At 39.1% G+C, this 16,928-nt stretch carries 12 protein-coding genes and 1 pseudogene; all 13 read left to right on the forward strand.

Annotated features, from left to right (window positions below; genetic code table 11):
* Positions 1-3,553: pseudogene (locus tag ACFIMS_RS06675) on the forward strand (hypothetical protein); the annotation flags it as partial.
* Positions 3,526-5,427: a Vomp family autotransporter gene (locus tag ACFIMS_RS06680; RefSeq protein WP_375696536.1), complete on the forward strand. Its 1,902-nt coding sequence runs from the start codon at positions 3,526-3,528 to the stop codon at positions 5,425-5,427. The pseudogene ACFIMS_RS06675 and the gene ACFIMS_RS06680, both read left to right, overlap by 28 nt.
* The gene (locus ACFIMS_RS06685) at positions 5,424-6,029 is read left to right on the forward strand and encodes an invasion associated locus B family protein (RefSeq protein WP_273790643.1); all 606 of its coding nucleotides are present in this window, start codon (positions 5,424-5,426) and stop codon (positions 6,027-6,029) included. The genes ACFIMS_RS06680 and ACFIMS_RS06685 overlap by 4 nt, the downstream gene beginning before the upstream one ends.
* A gap of 904 nt (positions 6,030-6,933) precedes the next feature.
* Complete coding sequence (locus ACFIMS_RS06690) at positions 6,934-8,244, forward strand: Ppx/GppA phosphatase family protein (RefSeq protein ID WP_375627678.1); 1,311 nt, start codon at positions 6,934-6,936, stop codon at positions 8,242-8,244.
* Positions 8,245-8,273: 29 nt separating this feature from the next.
* Positions 8,274-9,002, forward strand: a complete 729-nt coding sequence (locus tag ACFIMS_RS06695) for an RlmE family RNA methyltransferase (RefSeq protein WP_375682814.1) — start codon at positions 8,274-8,276, stop codon at positions 9,000-9,002.
* Between the two features lie 173 nt (positions 9,003-9,175).
* The gene (gene obgE / locus ACFIMS_RS06700; protein ID WP_375696515.1) at positions 9,176-10,201 is read left to right on the forward strand and encodes a GTPase ObgE; all 1,026 of its coding nucleotides are present in this window, start codon (positions 9,176-9,178) and stop codon (positions 10,199-10,201) included.
* Between the two features lies 1 nt (position 10,202).
* Positions 10,203-11,342 (forward strand): glutamate 5-kinase, encoded by a 1,140-nt coding sequence (gene proB, locus ACFIMS_RS06705; protein ID WP_375675710.1) that lies wholly within the window; start codon positions 10,203-10,205, stop codon positions 11,340-11,342.
* A gap of 45 nt (positions 11,343-11,387) precedes the next feature.
* The gene (locus ACFIMS_RS06710) at positions 11,388-12,644 is read left to right on the forward strand and encodes a glutamate-5-semialdehyde dehydrogenase (RefSeq protein WP_375627674.1); all 1,257 of its coding nucleotides are present in this window, start codon (positions 11,388-11,390) and stop codon (positions 12,642-12,644) included.
* Between the two features lie 29 nt (positions 12,645-12,673).
* A complete protein-coding gene (locus ACFIMS_RS06715) occupies positions 12,674-13,267 on the forward strand; it encodes a nicotinate-nucleotide adenylyltransferase (RefSeq protein ID WP_375681871.1) in 594 nt (197 codons plus the stop codon).
* A gap of 111 nt (positions 13,268-13,378) precedes the next feature.
* Positions 13,379-13,765, forward strand: a complete 387-nt coding sequence (gene rsfS, locus ACFIMS_RS06720) for a ribosome silencing factor (RefSeq protein WP_375610572.1) — start codon at positions 13,379-13,381, stop codon at positions 13,763-13,765.
* A 1-nt stretch (position 13,766) separates the two neighbouring features.
* Positions 13,767-14,249, forward strand: coding sequence for a 23S rRNA (pseudouridine(1915)-N(3))-methyltransferase RlmH (rlmH, locus tag ACFIMS_RS06725; RefSeq protein WP_375611861.1), 483 nt, complete (start codon positions 13,767-13,769; stop codon positions 14,247-14,249).
* 133 nt (positions 14,250-14,382) lie between these two features.
* Entirely contained in the window at positions 14,383-15,627 is a 1,245-nt protein-coding gene (locus ACFIMS_RS06730; RefSeq protein ID WP_375611872.1) for a murein hydrolase activator EnvC family protein, read from the forward strand.
* Positions 15,617-16,927, forward strand: a complete 1,311-nt coding sequence (locus ACFIMS_RS06735) for a S41 family peptidase (RefSeq protein WP_273790634.1) — start codon at positions 15,617-15,619, stop codon at positions 16,925-16,927. The genes ACFIMS_RS06730 and ACFIMS_RS06735 overlap by 11 nt, the downstream gene beginning before the upstream one ends.
* Position 16,928 lies beyond the last annotated feature (1 nt).

Below are 16,928 nucleotides of genomic sequence, written 5' to 3' on the forward strand. Positions count from 1 at the left end.
AGGTGCTGGCTATGAAAATGGAAAATGGGTTGCACCCACATTCAAACTTAAAACTGTCAATGATGATGGTAGCACTGGTGAGGAAAAGGTTTACAATAGTGTAGCGGAAGCACTTGCAGGTGTTGCAAGTTCTATCACGAATGTTCACAATGATGTGACCAATGTAGTCAGTGATAGTCTTGCCAAGCAGGATGAAAAGACAAAAGTTATCAATATTGGTACAGAAGTAGAAGGCAATGAAATCAATATCGCAAATAAAGACAAAGGGGATAGAATTCTTTCCGGTGTGAAAGAAGCCGTGAGAGGTAATGAAGCTGTTAATAAAGACCAGCTTGATAAAAGTCTGAAGGAGCTTTCTAACAATCTTCAGTCTGATGAATCGGCTGTTGTTCATTACGATAAAACAGGTGATGATAATAGCAGCACTAATTATGCGAGTGTGACTTTGGGTAAAGGTAAGGGTTCTGCACCTGTTGGTTTGCATAATGTTGCCGAAGGTCAGATTAGTGAGAATTCGCATGATGCGGTTAATGGCGGTCAGATTTCTAAGGTTTCTCAGGATATTGCGAAATACTTAGGTGGAGGTACAAGCTTTAAAGATGGTACTTTCACGGGTCCAACCTATAAATTATCCAGTGTTGATGCAAAAGGCGAGGTAGTAGAAAAATCCTATGGTGATGTTGGTTTAGCCATTGAAGGTATTGATACGAATTTCAAGAATGTGAATAACAACCTAACGAATAAGTTTAATGAACTTACTGAAAACATCACGAATATTACTCAGGAAGTTCAAGGCGATGCGCTGTTGTGGGATAAGGACGCAGAGGCGTTTGTAGCGATGCATGGGGACAATAAAGAGAACAGCAAGCTTACATCACTTGCAGCTGGCTCTATAGTATCAGGCTCGAGTGATGCGATTACGGGTGGACAGATTTATGATCTGCAAAAACAGTTTGCTGGCTNTTATGGTGATGTTGGTTTAGCCATTGAAGGTATTGATACGAATTTCAAGAATGTGAATAATAACCTAACGAATAAGTTTAATGAACTTACTGAAAACATCACGAATATTACTCAGGAAGTTCAAGGCGATGCGCTGTTGTGGGATAAGGACGCAGAGGCGTTTGTAGCGACGCATGGAGAGAAGGAAAGCAAGAGTAAGATTACATTTCTTTCCAATGGAGAGGTTTCTGCAAGCTCAAGTGATGCGGTCAATGGTTCTCAGCTTTTTGATACGAATAAGACTGTTGCAACTTATTTAGGTGGTGGCGCTGAATATAAAGAAGGTCAATGGAATGCTCCAAGCTTTAAAGTTAAGATCGTCAAAGAAGATGGCAGTGCTGTTGAAGAGCAAAGTTATGATGATGTTGCCAAAGCGTTTACTGGTGTAGGGGCTTCATTCACGAATATTCACAAAGAGCTTAAGAATGAGATTAATAAAGTTGTAAGAGATAGTCTTGTTAAGTTTGATGACACGACAAAAGTAATCAAGCTTGGTGGTGAAAAAGAAGGTGCGAGCATCAGTATTGCGGATAAGGAAAGCCAAGATAGAATACTTTCAGGTGTTAAGACAGCGACAAGGGATAATGAAGCAGTTAACAAAGGTCAGCTTGATAAAAGTCTGAAGGAGCTTTCTAACAATCTTCAGTCTGATGAATCGGCTGTTGTTCATTACGATAAAACAGGTGATGATAATAGCAGCACTAATTATGCGAGTGTGACTTTGGGTAAAGGTAAGGGTTCTGCACCTGTTGGTTTGCATAATGTTGCCGAAGGTCAGATTAGTGAGAATTCGCATGATGCGGTTAATGGCGGTCAGATTTCTAAGGTTTCTCAGGATATTGCGAAATACTTAGGTGGAGGTACAAGCTTTAAAGATGGTACTTTCACGGGTCCAACCTATAAATTATCCAGTGTTGATGCAAAAGGCGAGGTAGTAGAAAAATCCTATGGTGATGTTGGTTTAGCCATTGAAGGTATTGATACGAATTTCAAGAATGTGAATAACAACCTAACGAATAAGTTTAATGAACTTACTGAAAACATCACGAATATTACTCAGGAAGTTCAAGGCGATGCGCTGTTGTGGGATAAGGACGCAGAGGCGTTTGTAGCGATGCATGGGGACAATAAAGAGAACAGCAAGCTTACATCACTTGCAGCTGGCTCTATAGTATCAGGCTCGAGTGATGCGATTACGGGTGGACAGATTTATGATCTGCAAAAACAGTTTGCTGGCTATTTTGGTGGTGGTGCTGGTTATAATGAGAAAGGCGAATGGCAAGATCCGGATTTCCAAATTCAGACTTTCAGCAATGATGGTACGAAAGGTGATAAGAAGAGCAGTAATAATGTTGCAGGTGCTTTTAATGACATTAATGACAGCATGAGCACTATCAACGCTCGTATTAAGGAAGTTTCAGAAGGAGTTGCACAAGATTCTTTATCATGGAGCAAGGCTGAAGGTGCTTTTGTCGCCTTGCATGGAGAAAAAGATGGTGAGAAGACACACAGCAAAATCACATCACTTGCAAATGGTGATATTACTGCTAGCTCAAGCGATGCTGTAGCAGGAAATCAGCTATATGCTCTAGGTAACAGTGTTGCGCAGTCTTTAGGTGGTGATGCTAGTTATGCAGGTGGCGCTTGGACGGCTCCAAGTTTCAAAGTTAAGATCGTTAATGAGGATGGTACTAAAGTTGAAGAGAAGAAGTATGATACTGTATCGGAAGCATTTGCTGGTGTAGGAACATCTTTTGAGAATCTTCAAAAAGAGTTTACTCAAAACAACACGGAGGTTACTGAAAATATTAAGCAGAATGCGTTGTTGTGGAGTGATTCTGAAAAGGCGTTTGTAGCAACACATGGAGAGGGTGATGAGAAAGGCAACAGTAAAATTAAGTTTCTTTCCAATGGAGAGGTTTCTGCAAGCTCAAGTGATGCGGTCAATGGTTCTCAGCTTTTTGAGACGAATAAGACTGTTGCAACTTATTTAGGTGGTGGCGCTGAATATAAGGAAGGTCAATGGAGTACTCCAAGCTTCAAAGTTAAGATCGTCAAAGAAGATGGCAGTGCCGTTGAAGAGCAGAGCTATGATGATGTTGCGTCTGCCTTTGCTGGTGTTGGTGATTCATTCATGAATATTCATAAAGAGCTTCAGAATGAGATTAATAAAGTTGTAGGAGATAGTCTTGTTAAGCAGGATGATGCTACGAAGGTAATCAAGATAGGTGGTGAAAAAGAGGGTAGTGCAATCACAATTGCAAACATGAATGGTGATACACGTAGTCTCTCTGGCGTGAAAGCTGGAACACTTTCTGAAGGCTCGACGGAAGCCGTGAATGGTTCACAGCTTTATTCCTTGCATCAGACGCTAGCGATGTATTTAGGAGGGGGAGCTAGCTATGAAGGTGGCGAATGGAGGGCTCCGGAATTCAAGGTTTCACAATTCAATTCTGATGGTAGTTCGTCAGAAANGGGGACAGTAAAGAGAACAACAAGATTACGTCTCTTAAAAATGGAGATATTAGTGGAACTTCAACGGATGCCGTAGCGGGTAACCAGCTTTATGCTCTAGGTGATAAAGTTGCGCAATCTTTAGGTGGAGGAGCTAAGTATGAGGATGGCCAATGGATCGAACCTAAGTTCACGGTTAAAACAGTAAAATCTGATGGAACTGAGAGTGAGGAGAGCTATACAGATGTGGCTTCAGCGTTTGCCGGTGTAGGAACTTCNGAATATAAGGAAGGTCAATGGAGTACTCCAAGCTTCAAAGTTAAGATCGTCAAAGAAGATGGCAGTGCCGTTGAAGAGCAGAGCTATGATGATGTTGCGTCTGCCTTTGCTGGTGTTGGTGATTCATTCATGAATATTCATAAAGAGCTTCAGAATGAGATTAATAAAGTTGTAGGAGATAGTCTTGTTAAGCAGGATGATGCTACGAAGGTAATCAAGATAGGTGATGAAAAAGAGGGTAGTGCAATCACAATTTCAAACATGAATGGTGATGCACGTAGTCTCTCTGGCGTGAAAGCGGGCACACTTTCTGAAGGCTCGACGGAAGCAGTGAATGGTTCTCAGCTTTATTCCTTGAATCAGACGCTGGCGACTTATTTTGGTGGTGGAGCTCACTATGAAGATGGTCAATGGGTAGCACCTACTTTCAAAGTTACGACATTTAATGATGATGGTAGTCCAGAAGAGCATAGCTACCCTAATATTGCGGAAGCGTTTGCTGGTGTAAGCAATTCATTTACAAAACTTCATAATGAGATTTCAGACAATATTGAGCAGAATGCGTTGTTGTGGAGTGATGAAGACAGTGCGTTTGTAGCGCTTCATGGGAAGGGAGATAAAAGAAGTAAGAGCAAACTGAAGTCAGTTTTAGATGGCGATATTTCTGAAGGTTCGACAGAGGCGATTACGGGCAATCAGCTTTATTCCTTGCATCAGACGCTAGCGATGTATTTAGGAGGAGGAGCTAGCTATGAAGGTGGCGAATGGAGGGCTCCGGAATTCAAGGTTTCACAATTCAATTCTGATGGTAGTTCGTCAGAAAAGAAGATCTATCATGATGTAGCAGGAGCTTTTGATGGTGTCAGTGATGGTATGACGAGTATCAACGAGCGTATTCATGATGTTGAGAAGAATGTGGCGAGCAATGGTTTGAATTGGAATGAAGAAGAAGGCGCGTATGATGCGAAGCATGATGGTAAGTCGAGTAAGATTACGAATGTATTGGATGGTAAGATAGAAGAAGGCTCGCAAGAAGTTGTTAATGGTGGTCAGCTTTGGAGCACGAATGAGAGGGTAAAAGAGGTTGAAGACAAAGTAGATACGATAGATCAACATGTGAAAGATATTGAAGTAGCCGTAACAGATGGCGTTGTTAACTATGATAAAGATAGTGATGGGAAAAAGACCAATAGCATTACGTTAGTAGGAGGCAATGACAGCGAACCTGTTATGATAGACAATGTAGCGGCAGGCAAGATTGAAACAGGTTCTCAGCAAGCTGTTAATGGCGGTCAGTTGCATGATTATACTGAAGAGCAGATGAAGATAGTTCTTGAAGATGCCAATAAGTATACGGATGAGAAAGTTAGTGGTCTTGTCAATGATGGTGTTAACGAGTCGAAATCCTATACGGATATGAAGTTTGAGACATTGAATTATGCTATTCAGGATGTTCGGAAAGAAGCAAGACAAGCTGCTGCTATTGGTCTAGCGGTGTCCAACTTACGTTACTATGATATACCAGGATCTTTAAGTGTTTCATTTGGGAGTGGTTTATGGCGCAGTCAATCTGCACTTGCTATTGGTGCTGGTTATACATCTGAAGATGGAAATATTCGCTCGAATGTATCTGTGACAAGTGCTGGAGGTCATTGGGGAATAGGTGCTGGAATTACTCTGAGGTTGAGATGATAATAGAAAAAATGGCTGTTATTGTAAAAACGAGAAGTATGTTAGTAAAGGTTCTGCTGTTTGCTCTTGCCTTAATAGGCAAGAGCGAAAGCTTTGCCAACGAGAACAATAATATTTATACAGTGCATCCACCGCACTTATCGATACCTAAGGGAGAACCTGGCGAAACACGTCGAATTATTATGCAGTTTTATGATTGGACTTTGATTTGTGACGAAAAACAAAAGCTTAAACATAAGCAAGGTATATGTAATGTGACACAGACGGTTCATGATCAAGAAGGAAATACCATTTTTAGTTGGTCTCTTGTTTCTACGACAAGTGGTCAAGCAGTGATGCTTTTTCGAACATTGCCAAATTCTGATATAAATGTTCCGATTCAAATGTTTGTAAAAGATGTTAAAAAACCTGTTCTTATTAATTATACGCAATGTAATGAAACGGTTTGTTTAGCACAATCACCTGTAGGGCCGGTTTTGACTAAACAAATAGAGCAGAACAATAAGGTACGTATTTCCTATAAAACTAAAGAAGGTAAGGTATTTTCTTTTACTGTACCATTTAAAGGGTTAAATGCAGCACTTAATTCTTTCCGTCCTTAGAATTCATCGAGTATTTTTAACAAGAGTCATTTTTCCATAAATTGTTGTATTATATTTTTGAGTGTAAATTATAAGGTCAAATAAGTAAGAAGTTTTATATAATATGATATCGAGGTGATTTATTGGAAAGAGTGAGAGTTTTATGAATATAAAGTCACAGTAAGTTCTTTATATGTAATAGAAAATCAAGTTAGTGTTTCCTATAATGCTTAAAGAGTGATTTCGTTAGTTATTAAAAGTAAAAAAGATTAGAAATACTCGATTTCTTCCTTACAATAATGAGTAGACTAAATTATTTTTTTAAGCTTAAAATGGATTTTTAAAGCGGTCTGATTAAGCATTAATATTTTTCAGATAAATTTATAATTCTAGAGTTTTTTTGAACGATAGTTTTTATTGGTATTCACGAAATAACAGCTATTGTAATTGCATTTTGTAGTACTATGGAACTTTTATTCCAGCATAATCAAAGCCATTTCATTGCATATAACAACGAGGTTTGTGTGTGGATAACGAAAAAAAATTTTTTTTCTTATAAACCGTACTAATGTATAGGTTGTTGTAACCTTAAAAGTCAGCAAATAGTATGATAGTGTAGGTTTGTTACAATAGAGGTATGCTCCGTGTAAATGGTATCAAGAAAAGAGCATAATTTATAAAAATTGATGTGAACGTAAACGATTAATTTATAGTTTTAAGTTCATAAAGAGATGCATGATTTCACGGAAACAACCGAAAGATTATACAAAAAACTGAATGATGTTAGTGTAGAAAATTTTAATGATAGAAAAAGAAAGAATGATTTCTTGTATATATCATTTGATGCTGCATTATTGCTTTATTTAGGAATGAGCAGAAGAGTTTTCGCGTTTATTTATTGGGGGACGCTCAAGGGATAAGGGACATGACCCCGTTAAATTATGGTTCAAAAGAGTTAAAGCAAGGAGAAATATACGATACCAAAGCAGATCAATTGTATGATCAGTGCGGTAGTAATACAAATAATCTTTCTGCATTGTCACGAACAGAGGCATACTCTGTCCTTGTTGATATAAAGAGACAACAGAGAAAAAAACATTATGAACAGAAACAGGTTTTTGTTCAATCTGAGGCAGCTTTTGAGTTTCATAATCAGATAATGATAGGTGCTCAAAAAACAAAAAAACTCAAAGCACCTTTTCTTCGACGGTTCCATCCAGTAAAATCTCCACCTCTTTATGCGGCACTTGATCTCGGAACAAATAATTGTCGTCTTCTTATCGCATCTCCCAGTAAACCTGGATATTTTCGTGTTGTTGATGCTTTTTCTCGTATTGTACGATTGGGAGAAGGTTTAATAAATAACGGTTTTCTTAATACACAAGCTATGGATCGTGCGATTGAAGCATTAAAGATTTGTCATTTAAAGCTAAAACAAAGGCATATTAAGCGTTATCGCTTGATTGCAACGGAAGCTTGTCGTTCTGCAGAAAATGGTAGACATTTTATTCAGCGTGTTTTGGAGGAGACAGGTCTTGAATTGGAAATTGTTGATCGGCAAACAGAAGCGCGTTTTGCTGTTACAGGGTGTAGTACACTTGTTGAACCAAATACTGACGCAATTGTGCTTTTTGATATTGGAGGAGGATCATCAGAAATTGTGCTACTTGATGTTTCTCAAAAGCGTTCTTTTCGTTTAGCTCGACAAATTATCGCTTGGACTTCTCTTCCTGTTGGTGTTGTTACGCTTGCTGAACGTTTTGGAGGGAATGATATTAGCTTAGACGATTTTGAAAAAATGAAAAGTTATGTGCGAGGGTTATTAAATAATTTTTCAGATCGTCATAAATTAGGAGAGTTAGCACAAGGTTCAAAGTTTCATCTTTTGGGAACCTCCGGTACGGTTACGACTTTAGCAGGAATGTATCTTAATTTAGAGCGTTATGATAGGAAAAAAGTGGATGGCATTTGGATGAAGGATGCAGACATTACACTTATGACACAACGTCTATTATCATGGGATATAGAAAAACGTGTCATAAGTCCTTTTATTGGGCGCGAGAGAGCAGATTTAGTTTTAGCTGGTTGTGCAATTTTAGATGTTATTCGGGAAGTTTGGCCAAGTCAGCGTTTAAGAGTTGCTGATCGTGGATTAAGGGAAGGAATTTTGATAGAGCTAATGTTACGCGATGGGGTATGGTGTCGTCGTAGAAAGAGCAGAGATTTCAAGCGTTAGAGAATTAAATATGGAGACAATGAATAACGATGAAAAAAACAACAAAAACACCGAGAGGTGGCTATGGAGGTTCAGGGTCACATGAATTATATCAGCGCGTAAAAAAGAAAGCAGGAACCATTAAAGCTTCATCACGACGATGGTTAGAGAGGCATCTGAATGATCCTTATGTCCATCAATCAAAAGTAGATGGGTATCGTTCGCGTGCGGCTTATAAACTCATTGAAATTAATGAGCGCTATAGGTTTTTGAAAAAAGGTCAAAAGGTTATTGATCTAGGAGCAGCACCTGGGGGCTGGTGTCAGGTGGCTGAGCGTATAGTAGGGTCAAGTGATGAGGATCCTAGCGTTGTTGGTATTGATTATTTACATGTTGATCCATTACCTAGAGTTGCCATGTTGGAAATGGATTTTTTGCATACAGATGCACCGCAGAAATTAATTGAAACTTTAGGGACAAAACCGGATGTGGTTCTTTCTGATATGGCAGCGCCAACAACAGGTCATCGTCAGACGGATCATTTAAGAACGATTTATTTATGTGAAGTTGCGGCTGATTTTGCTCTTTCGGTTCTTAAGCCTGGGGGACATTTTTTAGCAAAGGCTTTTCAAGGAGGAGCAGAAAACACTCTTCTTACGACACTAAAACAGCATTTTAAAAAAGTCTATCATGTTAAACCACCCGCAAGCCGATCAGAATCAGTAGAGCTTTATCTTCTAGCACTTGAATTTAAGGGAAAAACAAACATTCAAGAATAGCGCCTTCTTTTAAGAAGATTTAACTTTACTTAACCTATTTAGATGTGATGATTTTTTTCTCAAAGAGTTATCGGCGATAGTGACAGTTTTTCTGTTATCAATGATGAAAAACTGGTAAAACTAATGTATTGCCTATAGAGGTAAAGAGATTGATTCCTCAGTGAGTACTTCCAATGAAATTTCTTGATCAAGCTAAAGTTTATATTCGTTCTGGTAATGGAGGTTCTGGAGCAGTATCATTTCGTCGTGAAAAATTCATAGAATTTGGGGGGCCTGATGGAGGGAATGGAGGACGGGGTGGTGATGTCTGGGCTCTTGTTGTTGATGGACTTAACACGCTGATTGATTATCGGTACCAACAGCATTTTAAAGCAAAAACAGGGGGACATGGCAAGGGGCGTAATATGACGGGTGAGAAGGGTGATGATGTCATCCTTAAAGTTCCGGTTGGGACTCAAATTTTTGAAGAAGATAATACAACGTTAATATGTGATTTAACGGAAGTGGGACAGCGCTATCGCCTTGCAAAAGGAGGGAATGGCGGTTTTGGCAATCTTCACTTTACAACATCGACAAATCGGGCACCGCGTCGTGCAAATCCAGGTTTGGCTGGAGTAGAGCGTGCAATATGGCTTCGTTTGAAGTTGATTGCTGATGCGGGGCTTGTTGGTTTACCAAATGCCGGAAAATCAACTTTTTTAGCTTCTGTAACGGCTGCAAAACCAAAAGTTGCAGATTATCCTTTTACCACTCTACATCCTCATCTTGGTGTTGTACGTATTGATGGTCGTGAATTTGTTTTGGCTGATATTCCGGGATTGATTGAAGGAGCGCATGAAGGTGTAGGAATTGGAGACCGTTTTTTAGGACATGTAGAACGTTGTCGTGTCCTCCTTCATTTGATTTCTGCTCAAGAAGAAGATGTTGCAAAAGCATATCAAATTGTGCGTCATGAACTTGAGGCATATGGAAATAATCTAAGTGATAAAACTGAAATTGTAGCTTTAAGCCAGATAGATACTCTCGCTCATGAAGAGCGTAAAACGAAACATGAAGCTTTGCAAAGAGTAACGGATCAACCTGTTATGATGTTTTCTGCGGTTAGCCGCGAAGGTTTAGAAAATGTGCTGCGTGCTGGTGCACATATTATTGAAATGTCACGCAAAGAGGAGATCAGTGGGGATAGCAAGGTTGATTGAGATGGCTGTTGGATCGCAAAAACTTACACACTATAAACGTATTGTGGTCAAGATTGGATCTGCCCTTTTGGTTGATCCTCAGGCAGGTTTACGGGTTGAATGGCTTAAAAGCTTGATCAATGATGTTGTTGAATTACACAAAGGAGGCGTAGAGATATTATTGGTGTCTTCAGGTGCTATTGCTTTAGGAAGGACATTGCTACAGCTTCCTAAAGGGGCTTTGAAATTGGAAGAAAGCCAGGCATGTGCTGCTTTGGGGCAAATTGAGTTAGCAAAAACCTATGGTGATGCGCTTGCTCAACATGGGCTCAAAACAGGCCAAATTTTGCTCACTTTATTTGATACGGAGGAGCGAAGGCGTTATCTCAATGCACGTGCAACGATTGAGACGCTTTTATATTTGGGAGCTGTGCCTGTTATTAATGAGAATGATACTGTTGCAACAACTGAAATTCGTTATGGTGATAATGATCGTTTAGCTGCACGTGTGGCAACAATGGTGAGGGCAGATCTTTTAATACTTTTATCCGATATTGATGGTCTTTATACAAAGTCTCCCCATAGTGATCCTACGGCTGAATTTATACCTTTTGTTGCATCCATTACGCATGATATCGAAAAAATGGCAGATGTTGCTGCTTCAGAGTTTTCACGGGGAGGAATGAAGACTAAGCTTGAAGCCGGAAAAATAGCTAATGCTGCTGGAACGGCGATGATTATCACCTCAGGCAAGCGTATGAATCCTCTTGCTGCAATTGACAAAGGTGAACGCAAGAGTTTTTTTGCGGCAAGTAAGAAATCTGTCAATGCTTGGAAAACATGGATTTCTGGTCATTTAGATCCATCTGGTGTTTTGACGATTGATCAAGGAGCCATTAGGGCTCTTGAATCAGGAAAATCATTATTAGCTGCAGGGGTTATTGGCGTTGAGGGAAATTTCCAGCGTGGGGATACGGTTGCAATTGTTGGTACAGATGGAGTTGAGATTGCGCGTGGACTTGTAAGCTATGACAAAGATGAGGCTGTACGCATTATAGGACATAAAAGTGAAGAAATCGAAGCTATTCTTGGGTATGAGGCGCGCTCTGCTATGGTGCATCGTAATGATATGATTGTACGTTTCTTGATCAATTCTGTTTAAAAAAGTTACTTTTGTTTTTATTGTTTTGGCAGAGTGGATGTTACGATGACTTTAGAAGAAAAAATGAAAGATATGGGACAAAAAGCACGCTATGCCGCTGCAGCATTGGCTGTTGCTTCTTCTGAGCAAAAGAACAATGCATTAGAAATGATCGCTTTAAGTTTAGAGGCTCAGTCAGATGAAATTTTACGGGCGAATTGTCAAGATTTAGAGAATGCTGCTCAGAATAATTTGAAAGCTGCAATGATTGATCGGCTAAAATTAGATGATTTGCGTTTACGTGCAATGATAGACAGTGTTCGCCAAGTTGCTCGTTTATCTGATCCTGTTGGACAAGTGATGGATGAATGGACGCGTCCAAATGGGCTTCATATAAGTCGTGTACGAACACCTCTTGGTGTGATTGGCATTATTTATGAAAGTCGTCCAAATGTTACAGTTGATGCGAGTTCTTTGTGCTTAAAAGCTGGCAATGCTGCGATTTTGCGCGGTGGTTCGGATAGCTTTCATTCTTCTCATGCTCTTCATTTAGCTTTGGTACAAGGTTTAGAGCGCTCTGGTTTACCTAAAGATGCCATCCAAATGGTTGGAACGACAGATCGTGCTGCCGTTGGGGAAATGCTCAAAGGGTTGGATGGAGCGATTGATGTGATCGTACCACGTGGTGGAAAGAGCCTTGTTGCTCGTGTTCAGTCTGATGCACGTGTTCCAATTTTTGCTCATTTGGAGGGACTTTGTCATATTTATATTGATAAATCGGCAGATTTAGATATGGCACGCAATATTGTTTTAAATGCAAAGCTGCGGCGAACAGGGATATGCGGTGCTGTTGAGACAGTTCTCATTGACAGCCAAGCATTAAAAAAATTTCTTCCTGTTTTAACTGCTTTACAGGAAAAGGGGTGTGAAATTCGTGCCACAGAAGATATTGTTTTTCTTATGCCAGATGTCAAATTAGCTTCTGAAGAAGATTGGTCGCATGAATATCTTGATGCTATTCTTTCTGTTAAAACGGTTGAGGGTGTTGAGGGAGCCATTGCTCATATCAAGCGTTATTCATCAGGACATACGGAATCGATTATTGCTGAGGATTTGGAAGTGGTGAAGAATTTTTTTAATCATTTAGATTCAGCTATTTTATTGCACAATGCATCTACACAATTTGCTGATGGAGGTGAATTTGGTTTTGGAATGGAAATTGGTATCGCAACAGGAAAAATGCATGCACGTGGTCCCATAGGTGTTGAACAGCTAACATCATTTCAATATCACGTTAAAGGAAATGGTCAGGTTAGAGCTTGAGAACACCATTTTTTCCATGGAAAAATTGTATGCCACATGTTGAAAGATCTAATGTTGTGGGTCTTTTTGGTGGTTCCTTTAATCCACCGCATGCGGGGCATCTTCTTGTTGCAAAAATTGCCATTCGGCGTTTGCATCTTGATCAGTTATGGTGGATGATCACTCCAGGAAATCCTTTAAAGGATTGTACACAGTTGCTCCCTTTAGAGGAGAGAATGCGATTAAGTTTTAAACTTATTGACCATCCGAAAATTCGCTTGACAGGTTTTGAACAGGCTATAGGGAGCAAAGTATCAGTAGATACGATTTTTCATATTCTTACCCATTACAGTGGCGTAAATTTTGTATGGATTATGGGGGCAGATAGTTTTGCGACGATACATCATTGGTATCGATGGCATGATATCGTCTCTATGCTTCCTATTGCGATTATTGATCGTCCTTTAGGCAATTGGTCAGCACTTTCCTCTCCTATGGCACATATTTATCGCCGTTTTCGTTTGGATGAGAGAGAAAGTAAGCGATTACCTTTTATCAAGCCACCAGTTTGGACTTATTTGCATGGACCTTTATCTTTTCAATCTTCAACAAACCTTCGTTTGAAGAAGAATGATTTTTCTTGAACATTTCATAAGATTCTGTTTCTCTTTAGAGAAGTCTCTTTTTTAGATTCCACAACGATAAGAAAGGATATTGATCTGAAAAACATTGCACACAAACACTCTTACGATACTATGCCTTCAAAAGAAAAAAAAGTTTTTTCTGTTAGTGAGAGTCTTGAAGTTATTCTCAAGAGTTTAGAAGATACAAAAGCAGAAGATATTGTTGCTATTGATATTCGAGGGAAGTCATCTTTGGCTGATTATATGGTCATAGCTTCAGCAAATTCGCAGCGTCATGTATCGTCTGTTGCTGATCATTTATTACATACTTGGAAAGATAGTGGGCAGGGGCTTGCGCGTGTAGAAGGGCTTGCTGGAGGTGACTGGGTATTGATTGATACAGGTGATATTATCATTCATCTTTTTCGTCCAGAAATTCGTCTTTTTTATAATTTAGAAAAAATATGGATGACGCCGGATTTAAACGATACGGCTTTGCTTCTCTTCGGAGATCATTAAAATGCAAATTTCTATTTTTGCGGTTGGTCGTATGAAAAGTGGGGCGGAGCAAAAATTAGTTCAGCATTATTTGGATCGTTTTTCTAAAATTTCTGGAGATGTAGGCTTTCATTTAAAAAAGTTACAAGAGATACCAGAAAGTCGTGCTCAAACAGTTTATCAACGTATGGAGGAAGAGGGGAGAAAACTTATTGAATTTTTACCTGAAAAATGTCGATTAATTGTGTTAGATGAGCGTGGAGAATCGATTTCGTCAATTTCTTTTTCTGAAAAATTGAGGCGTTATCGTGATGAGGGCATTCGAGATGTCGTCATTGCTTTGGGAGGACCTGATGGGCATAATGAACAAATAAGGAAGCGTGCTGATTTTCTTTTATCTTTTGGTTTGATGACGTGGCCACATCAAATTGCACGTATTCTTCTTACAGAACAACTTTACCGCGCTGTAACAATTGAAAATAATCATCCGTATCATCGTTTTTAATATTTTTGTTCAATTTTTAGCACTTATTTATATGTTTATTAATATTGTTTTAGCTGACACCATTTAAAGCATCTCTAATGTATACGATGAGGTGTCATGGTTTTTGCAAATGAAAAAGCTTCTTCATAGAAAGATGCTATATTTATATGAGGAGTGCGTCATATTTGTCATTCTGCTCTTGAGTATATTTTTTTGCTTTTCTGTATCGCATGCGGAAGATACAATGAGGAGTACGGAAGTCCATAAAGAATTAGGAGAAATTCGCCAAAATATTTCACTTTCGCGTGAGCGTGTTGCTTTTCTTATGCATCAAGTTGAGCATTTAAAAAAAGATCAACGTGTTTTGAGTGATGCACTCATAAAGGCGGCTAAAGAAGAACGTATAGTAGCAGATGATATTGCTAAAAGGGAAGAAAAGCTTAAAAAAATGATAGAAAAGCGGGTACAAGTCTATCAACGTTTAAAAAATCGTCGTGCTGAATTTGCGGAAGTTCTTGCAATTTTGGAGCGTATGGGATTGAATCCGCCTCCTGCTCTTATGATACAGCCAGAGGACGCGTTGGCTTCTATACGTAGTTCTGTTTTATTAGGTACCGTTATTCCTCAGATGCAAGAGAAAACACGAGATTTAACAGAAAAACTCAAGGAGTTGACCAATTTGAGTAATTCCATTACTACGGAATATAAGGCATTAAAGACAAAGCTGCAAAATCAAGCAGAGCAGCGAAAACGTCTAGAGCTTTTATTAGACCAAAAAAACAAACTACAAAAAAAATCAGAAAAAGAACTTACAGAACAGCAACAAAAAAATATTGCTCTTGCTAAAAAAGCGCAGTCTTTAGAAGAATTGATTTTAGAGCTCGACCGTCAGTCAAAACTTAGCTCTGATGCATCAGTACAGGTACGGAAAAGTTTGCAATTGTTAGAACAGTCCAATTTTGAAAGCCGAAAAGGTTCTTTACTTTTTCCTGTTTCAGGAAAAAGAATACATCACTCTAACAAAAGTTCGCAGATTACGCGCTTTGGTGAAACGATAGAAACAGAGTCAGGAGCTGTTGTTATATCACCTGTGGATGCTTTTGTTGCTTTTGCTGGGCCATTTCGTTCTTACGGACATTTAATCATTCTCAATGTTGGAAATGGTTATCATATCATTCTTACTGGAATGTCGAGAATTAATGTAAAACAGGGGCAGTTTGTTCTTTCAGGTGAGCCTCTGGGTATAATGGAAATGCAATTTATTTCAAACAGTGTTGCATTGGATATAGGAAAAACTTCTCCAATGCTTTACATTGAGTTTAGAAAGCAGGGAAAACCTGTAAATCCAACTCCTTGGTGGCAGACTGAAAAAATAAGAAGGAGCCAAAATGATTCGTAAAGTTATTCTTTTGGTCGCTGGGGTATTGCTCGGCGCCTGTTCAATGATTATGGTGCAGTCTGTTGCTGCGAATAATGAAGATAATGCATATAAAAAGCTAGCTATATTTGGCGATGTTTTTGAGCGTGTGCGTATGCAATACGTTACAGTTCCAGATGATAAAAAGCTTATTGAAAATGCTATCAATGGCATGCTCACATCACTGGACCCTCATTCATCTTATTTGAATGCTGAAGAAGCCAAGGATATGCGGGATTCTACGAAAGGAGAGTTCGGAGGTCTTGGTATTGAGGTCACTATGGAAAAAAACTTAATTAAAGTTGTTTCACCAATGGATGATACTCCCGCTTCAAAAGCAGGTATTCTAGCAGGAGACCTTATTTCAAAAATTGATGATGTACAAACGAATGGTCAAACATTGAATGAAGCTGTTAATAAGATGCGAGGTGCTCCTGGAACACCAATTACCTTAACAATTATTCGTTCTGGCGTTGATAAGCCATTTGAAGTGAAGATTGTTCGTGATATTATCAAAGTAAAAGCGGTGAAATATCGGGTTGAAGGTGATATTGGATATTTAAGAGTTATCCAGTTTTCTGAACAGACATTAAATAATCTTCTAGCGGCAATTAAAGATATCCAATCTAAAATTCCTGAAGATAAGCTAAAAGGTTACGTCCTTGATTTGCGGCTTAATCCCGGTGGGCTTTTAGATCAAGCTGTTAATGTTTCGAGTGCTTTTCTCAATAAAGGTGAAATTGTGTCGACTCGTGGGCGCAAAAAGAGTGATGTGACAAGATTTGATGCGAAGCCAGGTGATGTCATTAATGGAAAACCGCTCATTGTTCTTATTAATGGTGGTTCAGCAAGTGCTTCTGAAATTGTTGCGGGTGCACTGCAAGATCATCGTCGTGCAACAATTTTAGGGACGCAGTCTTTTGGTAAAGGATCTGTTCAAACAATTATTCCTTTGGGTGAAAATGGGGCTTTACGCTTAACAACAGCACTTTATTACACGCCATCAGGCACTTCTATTCAAGGAACAGGGATCACACCAGATATTATTGTAGAGCAACCACTCCCTGAAAAATATAAAGGTTATGATGTAAAAGTTGGTGAGTCTGCATTAAAAGGACATATCAAAGGAAAACGAGAGAGTAATAAAGGATCTGGTTCAGCTGCTTTTGTTCCCAAAGACCCTAAAGATGATATTCAATTGAATGAGGCTTATAAACTGTTACGAGGTGAAATGGCAAATGCAGCATTTCCACCAGATCCCAATAAGGATGTGTTAAAGTGAG

Origin of the sequence: Bartonella sp. AP331QHHD, assembly GCF_042195905.1 — a bacterium.
Lineage (GTDB): Bacteria > Pseudomonadota > Alphaproteobacteria > Rhizobiales > Rhizobiaceae > Bartonella.